Origin of the sequence: Okeania sp. SIO2B9 (genome assembly GCF_010672505.1) — a bacterium.
GTDB classification, from domain to species: Bacteria; Cyanobacteriota; Cyanobacteriia; order Cyanobacteriales; family Microcoleaceae; genus Okeania; species Okeania hirsuta.
On record NZ_JAAHGK010000220.1, the window covers coordinates 1 to 7505 of the forward strand.

At 34.0% G+C, this 7505-nt stretch carries 9 protein-coding genes and 1 pseudogene; 7 read left to right on the plus strand and 3 right to left on the minus strand.

Translation table 11 applies throughout. The annotated features are described in order from the left end of the window. Positions 1-441: 441 nt before the first annotated feature. The gene (locus tag F6K13_RS10355) at positions 442-2274 is read right to left on the minus strand and encodes an ABC transporter ATP-binding protein (RefSeq protein WP_124154185.1); all 1833 of its coding nucleotides are present in this window, start codon (positions 2272-2274) and stop codon (positions 442-444) included. Positions 2275-2604: 330 nt separating this feature from the next. Here F6K13_RS10355 and F6K13_RS10360 point away from each other — a divergent pair, with 330 nt between their 5' ends. The 3 genes from F6K13_RS10360 (at position 2605) to rppA (ending at position 4518) form a co-directional block, all read left to right on the plus strand. Then, a complete protein-coding gene (locus F6K13_RS10360; RefSeq protein ID WP_240038852.1) occupies positions 2605-3024 on the plus strand; it encodes a GNAT family N-acetyltransferase in 420 nt (139 codons plus the stop codon). 120 nt (positions 3025-3144) lie between these two features. Next, positions 3145-3798: a glutathione S-transferase family protein gene (locus F6K13_RS10365; RefSeq protein WP_240038853.1), complete on the plus strand. Its 654-nt coding sequence runs from the start codon at positions 3145-3147 to the stop codon at positions 3796-3798. 24 nt (positions 3799-3822) lie between these two features. Then, complete coding sequence (gene rppA, locus F6K13_RS10370) at positions 3823-4518, plus strand: two-component system response regulator RppA (RefSeq protein ID WP_124144052.1); 696 nt, start codon at positions 3823-3825, stop codon at positions 4516-4518. Positions 4519-4781: 263 nt separating this feature from the next. Here the strand turns inward: rppA and psb30 are convergent, their stop codons facing one another. After that, positions 4782-4913, minus strand: a complete 132-nt coding sequence (psb30, locus tag F6K13_RS10375) for a photosystem II reaction center protein Ycf12/Psb30 (RefSeq protein WP_124144053.1) — start codon at positions 4911-4913, stop codon at positions 4782-4784. Between the two features lie 158 nt (positions 4914-5071). On the opposite strand from psb30, the gene F6K13_RS10380 reads away from it, so the two are divergent. The 4 genes from F6K13_RS10380 (at position 5072) to F6K13_RS35055 (ending at position 6927) form a co-directional block, all read left to right on the plus strand. Beyond that, positions 5072-5440 carry a YkgJ family cysteine cluster protein gene (locus F6K13_RS10380; protein ID WP_124144054.1) on the plus strand — a complete coding sequence of 123 codons (369 nt, stop codon included), beginning with the start codon at positions 5072-5074 and terminating at the stop codon, positions 5438-5440. A gap of 205 nt (positions 5441-5645) precedes the next feature. Beyond that, entirely contained in the window at positions 5646-6092 is a 447-nt protein-coding gene (locus tag F6K13_RS10385; protein WP_240038854.1) for a TMEM165/GDT1 family protein, read from the plus strand. A 161-nt stretch (positions 6093-6253) separates the two neighbouring features. After that, on the plus strand, positions 6254-6553 hold the full coding sequence (locus F6K13_RS10390; protein WP_124144055.1) for a TMEM165/GDT1 family protein: 300 nt from the start codon (positions 6254-6256) through the stop codon (positions 6551-6553). A gap of 173 nt (positions 6554-6726) precedes the next feature. Then, complete coding sequence (locus F6K13_RS35055) at positions 6727-6927, plus strand: Uma2 family endonuclease (RefSeq protein WP_338043141.1); 201 nt, start codon at positions 6727-6729, stop codon at positions 6925-6927. Positions 6928-7250: 323 nt separating this feature from the next. Here the strand turns inward: F6K13_RS35055 and F6K13_RS10400 are convergent. Next, positions 7251-7505 (minus strand): annotated as a pseudogene (locus F6K13_RS10400) (hypothetical protein); the annotation flags it as partial.

Consider the following 7505-nt stretch of genomic DNA (forward strand, 5'->3'; position numbering starts at 1 on the left):
TAAAAGGTAATTCTTCAAAATCAAATTTTCTTTTGCTGGAAGTGAGTTTAGTCATCCTTATTATTGGGCACCATTTATTTTAATTGGTAATAGATTTTGAAGCATATCGTAGGTTTTAGGTAGTAGGTAGGTCTAATTAAACGTTAAAAAAATTGTAGGGGCGGATTTTCACCTAAAACCTTGACGTATGGTTTATATAATAGACATCTGGTGAAAATAAACTTACCCTTTATTTAACATAAGCTAGAGTTGTAAAAGTTAGTTCCCTAAATCATTTTTCGTACATTTTTCCTAAAAATCTATTCCCTGTTGCTTTCCGGAGCTGTTGCCTGTTACCTGTTATGTGTAAAAAGTCTATATCTTTTTCACGCCTATGTCTAATCATTGCCTACCCCATCATATTGAGTGGATACTTTTCTATCTTTCTGAGAACTTCTCTAATTAAGTTCCTAACATTTGTAATTTATACAAACTAGCATAAAGACCTTCTTTTTGTAATAATTCTTCGTGAGTACCAGATTCAATTAACTCTCCTCGCTTCAACACAAAAACCCGGTTAACATTTCTAATAGTCGAAAGTCGGTGAGCAATAATGATAGCTGTTCTTTCTGCTAAAAGTTTTTCTAATGCTGATTGAATTAAAGCTTCTGTTACCACATCTAAACTAGCAGTTGCTTCGTCAAGAACCAAAATTCTCGGTTTACGAATAGCAGCACGAGCAAATGCTAATAACTGCTTTTGACCACCAGAAAGATTAGCCCCTCTTTCTCGTAGTTGAGTATTATATCCTTGGGGTAATTCTGCAATAAATTTATCTATATTTGTGTTTTTTGCTGAGGTTTGAATCTCCTCTAATGAATAATCTTCTCCCAAAGTAATATTGCTTTTCACATCTCCAGCAAATAAAAAACCATCTTGTAAAATTACGCCAATATGTTTTCGTAATTCTGCTTGAGGTAAGTCTTTAATATTAATTCCATCAACTAAAATTCTGCCTTTATTGACATCATATAAACGACAAAGTAAGCGAATTACAGAACTTTTTCCTGCTCCAGTTGGCCCAACTAAAGCAACTTTTTCTCCTGGTTTAATAGTAAAGTTGAGATTTTTCAGAACATATTCATTTGGTTTATAGCCAAACCAGACATTTTCAAATCTAATTTCACCAATTTTAGAATTGTTAACTTCAACAGTAGGTAATTTTTTAATTTCTCCTTCTGGGTCTAGAATTTCAACTTCTTCATTGAGAAGATTAATAATACGTTCTACTGCAGTTAAACCTGCTTGAATAGCTGTAAATTTTTCGGCAAATTGTCGCAGAGGATCGAATAAACGTTGAGCATATAAAATGAAAGAAGATAAAGTGCCAAAATCTATATTTTCTGCTAAAACAAATTGCCCTCCCAGGAATAATACTACAGCGATCGCAACTAAAGAAATCCATTCTAAAATACCAGAGATAGCTGAGTCATAAAAAATAGTTTTATCTAGTGCTTTTACATAATCGATATTATTAACTCTAAATAACTCCGAATTAAATTTTTCTCGGCGAAATAATTGTACTACTCCTATACCAATTAAGTTTTCTTGTAATTGAGCATTTAAACCAGAAAGTTCATCTCTAGCTATATAATTAGCTTGCCTATATTTTTGCTGGAAATAGATAATAATTGTTGTTACTGGTAACATCATTAATATTAGCATTAAACCCAGTTGCCATTGCAAACTAAACATAGCAATAGCAATTATTAAAATCGAAAATAAATCGCTCAAAATACCAATAGCACCTGTAGAAAATACATCTCCTAAAGCTTCAACATCACTGGTAAGGCGAGTAATTAATTTTCCCACAGGGGTACTATCAAAAAATCTAACTCCTAAAGAAAGAACGTGTTTAAATAAGTCATCTCTAATATCAGCAGTAATTTTTTGTCCGACTTTTTGTACTAAAAAGCCTTGTAAAGATTGAAATATTAGTCGTATAATAATAGTCAACATTAATATAGTTCCTAAAATATTCAATCCTTGAGATAATGATATTTGTTGGAGAAATGACCAGGTTTTTTCTCCTAAAATTAGAGAAATTGCTTGCCCGATTAATAGTGGTTGAATTGCCCCAGAAATTGATAATGGTAACAATAATATCAGTGAGGCAAATACTAATTTTTTGTGGCGTAAACCATAGCCGATCATTCTTTTAATTAGTTGCCAGTCTGTTTCACTATTATTATTTCGCTCTTTGCTTCTATTGGTTTTCGGTGAGATGCTTCTCATAGATGTTTTTTTGGTTAAACTCTAGGTATTCTGATGTTTTTATAAGGTAGCATATCAGCTAAACATTCACAATTGATATTGATGGCTAATAGTAATTTGATAAATATTTGCTACAAATAACTAGGTTATTTATTAGGAGTCAGGAGTTAGATAGAGGAGCCGTCGGATTGGCGACGTACAGGAGTCAGAATAAATAACTTTAATACCATTTATTAGGTCATAATTTATCTTTTTAGTCTAAGAGATATCTCCTGCACGTGTCTTTTAAATGCCCTGATTATTCGTAACATTCTTTTTTTACGCTTGGTATAATAAATAATTCTAATTATCATGGCTGAAATTGAAAAAGAAAGATTAAAATTAAGACAATTTATCCTTGATGATTTGGATGAATTATACAATCTGTATCATAATCCAAAGGTAATGAAATATGTAGGAAAAGGCATCCTCACTAAGCCAGAAACAGAAGCAAGAATATTAAGCATAATTGAGAGTTGGAATCAAAATAATTTTGGAATGTGGGCGGTAGTTCATAAAATAGATAATAAAATGATTGGTCGTTGCGGACTTTGTTTTCTCGACAATACTCCAGAAATTGAGCTTGGTTATTTATTAAATCCTGCATATTGGTATCGAGGATTAGCAACAGAAGCAGCAAAAGCAAGTTTAAGATATGGATTTGAAGAGTTAAAGTTAGAGAAAATTGTCAACCCAAAAATATTGCCTCCCGACGAGTCATGGAAAAAGTAGGAATGAAATACGAAAAAGAGGCTAATTATTATCAGACTAACGTGATATACTATACTATCTTAAGCAAAGAATATCAGCCTAATAGTTAATTGTATGTTGTACTTATAAAATCTTGAAAAAATGATGAGTAAATTGACTCTAGTTATCGGTAATAAAAACTATTCTTCTTGGTCATTACGAGCGTGGTTAACGATGAAACAAGCAGGAGTGAAATTTACTGAAATTAAAATTCCTCTAGATACACATATTACCCACCAAGAAATTTTAAAATATTCTCCTACTGGTCTAGTACCAGTTTTGTTAGACGGGGATATTAAGGTATGGGAATCTCTTGCAATTTGTGAGTATGTAGCGGAGAAATTTGCCAATTTTTTGTGGCCTAAAGACCGCGAAGCACGAGCAGTAGCACGAGCAATTAGTGCCGAGATGCACGCAGGGTTCCCAAATTTACGCAAATATATGCCCATGGATTGTCGAGGTCGTTATCCAGAGGTAGGCATAATTCCGGAGGTGAGACCTGAAATTGAGAGGATCGGCAAAATGTGGCGAGAGTGTCGCGAAAAATTTGGAGCAGAAGGTGATATGTTGTTTGGTCAGTTTACAATTGCTGATGCTATGTATGCTCCGGTTGTCTCTCGCTTTGCCACTTATAAAGTGAAACTCGAACCAGTGGCACAAACTTATGCTGAAGCAGTTTGGGCATTAGCTGATATGCAAGAATGGTTAGCAGCAGCAGAAGTTGAGTCAGAAACTATTTTTGATTCAAAATTTTAACTGACGATCTTTTAAATTCATCAAATGCAAATTCTTTTAGTGGATGATGAACCAGAGTTAACTTCTCCTCTAAGTCGTGCTTTGAATCGAGAGGGGTATAGTGTTGATGTTGCCGATCATGGAAAAATTGGTAGTCAGATGGCAAGTCAGGGTAACTATGATTTGCTGATTTTAGATTGGATGTTACCTCACAAAACAGGATTGGAAATTTGCCAGGAGTTACGCTCGCGCCACGACTATACACCTGTTTTATTTCTTACTGCCAAAGATACAGTAGACGATCGCGTTGCTGGATTAGATGCTGGAGCAGATGATTATTTAGTTAAACCTTTTGAGTTGCGAGAGTTATTAGCAAGAGTTCGGGCATTATTACGTCGTCCCCAAAACATTGAAACAAGCACAACTGAGCAACATTTACAAGTAGCAAATTTAGAGCTAGACATAGAAAATCAAGTAGCTTATCGCGGTGGACAGATAATTAATTTATCAGAAAAAGAATGTAAATTGCTGGCATATTTTATGACCTACCCCGGTCAACTTCTAACTCATCAGCAAATCTATGAATATTTGTGGGGAGAAGGAGAAAAACCAAGCAGTAACGTTTTAGCAGCACAAGTACGTTTATTACGACGAAAAATAGAAGTAAATGGAGAGTTGCCACTCATTTATACTGTTTATCGAAAAGGTTATCGATTTGGAGAAAGTAATTACGATCACTGATCGCCGAATAATTGATAATTTCAGGTTTGAGACCTCTACTTTTAAGAAGAAAAATCATTCTTATCTCCTTTTGATCAATCTTCTGATTAAAAAGAAGAGGTAATTGTTAATGATGAATTGTTAACTGTTAATTTTTGAACTAGCATCATCTTGGGATGATTTTGTGCATCTGCATCTGGACTGTCAGCTTACATCTCCATCGCATCTGTCTCCATCATCCCTCTGAATAACGCCTTTGAATCAAACCAAAGTAAGTAAATAACTTACAAATCGCCTCCCCGAAGTGCCAGTAGCACAATAACTACAGGGCCAGCAATGACAACCATGGCCAACATTGTTAACTGGGCAATAGTTTCAAAGTTAATGTTGCTGAACAAATCAGTTAAAAACCCCATATTTCCCCTAAAAATAAATCAAATATATACTGAGCTGAAAAACCGTTTTTTATTCTACCAAGCTATCGCTACTTTAATTTAAGATACTTTACAAAACTCAATAATTTAGTCTGCTACAATCAGAAGGCCGTTAAGAAATAACTATTGGCTAAAAAAAAATGGCTAGTTGGTGTTGTGTAAAAAATTGTGGTGCTTGTTGTTACTTAGACCCAACAGAGCGTCCAGAATTAGAAGAATATTTATCTACAGAAGAGCTAAAGCATTATATGAGTTTAGTAGGAGCAGATGGATGGTGTATTAATTACGATAGTTTAACGCGAGAATGCCGTATTTACCCCGAAAGGCCCCATTTTTGTCGAGTCCAACCAGATACCTTTAGAGAATTGTACGGTATTGAACCAGAAGAACTTAATGAATTTGCCATTGACTGTTGTCAGCAGCACATTGGAGATATGTACGGCGATCGTAGTCTAGAAATGTTGCGCTTTAATCATGCAGTGGGTATTAACTCAGGTTTTCAGAGATAACGAACTCAGAACTCAGAAGTCAGAAGTTGTTTTTGTCAGGAGAATTTGAGCAACTCTCCAAAAACATTTTGCCTTAAAAGACGGGGTTGGGCGACCCAATTATTTTGATAAGTAGAGTAGAGTAGTTGACAGTAACATAATTATCTGAAACAATAAAGAAAATTTAAAGAATCTACATATACTCAGTAATTTAGTAAATTAGCCTGTGAAATCTTTTAGTGAAAATACACCTCAACCTAAAATAAATTTAGAACAAAAAGAATTTTCTGAGAGCTTACCTTTACAAGTTGCCTCAGAAATGGGTGAACTTTTACCCCCCAAAAATTCTCAATCAGAACAACAAGAAACGAAAGTAGAAAAAACAGGAGCATGGAAAGTATTTGCTTCTACTTTTGTCACAATATTTTTAGCAGAAATTGGCGATAAGACTCAGCTTACTACTCTGTTAATGACTGCCGAATCTCAATCTCCTTGGATAGTATTTTTAGGTGCAAGTAGCGCATTAGTAACTACAAGTTTGTTAGGGGTTTTGTTGGGAAAATGGTTAGCCAGTCGCCTCTCTCCTAAAACTATAGAAAGATCGGCAGGAATGATTTTATTACTAATATCTTTAACTTTAATAGTAGAGGCATTTTATAAAAATTTTTCCTAAGCATTTCCTGCAGAATGCAGCAAAAACAGCTATTAGCGGTCAGATATCAGCTTTTATTAGTTTAACTTCTACTACATTTTAAACCAAAGAATTGTATTTGATTAAAAAATTATTCTTTCTTCTTGATTTATTACTTTTTAATTTCTTCCTTCTTAACTACTATGGATTGGCAACTTTTAAGCTTAAGTTTTATCGCAGTTTTTTTATCTGAATTAGGAGATAAAAGTCAATTAGCAGCCATCGCCCTTGGTGGGTCTTCAAAATTTCCCCAGGCAGTATTTTTTGGTACTGCAACTGCTCTATTATTAACTAGCTTTTTAGGAGTTTTAGTAGGGGAAGGAGTAGCAGAAATTTTACCAACAAATATAGTAAAAATTACGGCTGCAACTGGATTTGCATTTATGGGTATTCGTCTTTTATTCTCTGGTGAAGAGGAAGTAGAAGAATCTGAAAATAATTGAGATTGAAAAAATCCCCATTTTCTAGAATATTTGAGAAAGCACTGTATGGAGTAAAAATAATTATGCTAACCTCTGTTGATTCACCCAAACAAATTACTCTCGAAGAATTTTTACAATTGCCATAAACAAAACCAGCAAGCGGATATATTAACAATAAAATTTATCAAAAACCAATGCCGCAAGGAGAGCATAGTAGAATTCAAACCTGTCTATCATCAGCAATTAATCAAGCAGGTGAACCACAAAAGTTAGCAATGGCATTGCCAGAATTAAGATGTACTTTTAACGGAGGTTCCATAGTTCCAGATATTTCAGTTTTTGCATGGCAACGTATTCCAAGAAAACCCAATGGTAGAATCGAAAATAGATTTTAAATAGCACCAGATTGGGTAATAGAAATTCTCTCGCCAGACCAAGGTGCTAATCAATTAATTAATTAATAAAATTCTTTTCTGTCTAAATAATGGTACTCAGTTGGGTTGGTTAATAGATTCTGAAGATGAATCTGTACTAATTTTCCAACCTAACCAGCAACCAGAAGTTAGATATGATTCTGATAATTTACCCATCCTCAATTTATTAACAGATTATTAACAGATTGGCAATTATCTGTTGCAGATTTATTTGGTTGGTTATATTAGATTTAGTGAGTAGGGAATAGGGAGTAGGGAGTAGGGAGTAGCTGAATGCTTAAATACTAACTAACAAAACTGGTTAATATTCCTAAAATTTGCGGTAAGTTTTTGATAGAATATTCCTCTAAATCTAATACTAGAGTTTGAGCTTCTAATTCTAAAAATTGCCAAGCTGTTCCTGTGGTAATAGCTCCATAAATTTTGCGAATATCATTCCCTTTATTTTGATTAAAAATCTGGGCAGCAACCATTTCGGCAATACATTTATCAAAGCCAGATTTAATATTATCATTCTTAGCTTCTACAAGAGTAACTAT

Bases quoted from the DNA above. Each gene is read 5' to 3' on its own strand.
- rppA (WP_124144052.1), top strand. From the start codon at position 3,823: ATGCAAATTCTTTTAGTGGATGATGAACCAGAGTTAACTTCTCCTCTA.
- F6K13_RS10365 (WP_240038853.1), top strand. From the start codon at position 3,145: ATGATGAGTAAATTGACTCTAGTTATCGGTAATAAAAACTATTCTTCT.
- F6K13_RS10360 (WP_240038852.1), top strand. From the start codon at position 2,605: ATGGCTGAAATTGAAAAAGAAAGATTAAAATTAAGACAATTTATCCTT.
- F6K13_RS10390 (WP_124144055.1), top strand. From the start codon at position 6,254: ATGGATTGGCAACTTTTAAGCTTAAGTTTTATCGCAGTTTTTTTATCT.
- psb30 (WP_124144053.1), bottom strand. From the start codon at position 4,913: ATGGGGTTTTTAACTGATTTGTTCAGCAACATTAACTTTGAAACTATT.
- F6K13_RS10380 (WP_124144054.1), top strand. From the start codon at position 5,072: ATGGCTAGTTGGTGTTGTGTAAAAAATTGTGGTGCTTGTTGTTACTTA.
- F6K13_RS35055 (WP_338043141.1), top strand. From the start codon at position 6,727: ATGCCGCAAGGAGAGCATAGTAGAATTCAAACCTGTCTATCATCAGCA.
- F6K13_RS10355 (WP_124154185.1), bottom strand. From the start codon at position 2,274: ATGAGAAGCATCTCACCGAAAACCAATAGAAGCAAAGAGCGAAATAAT.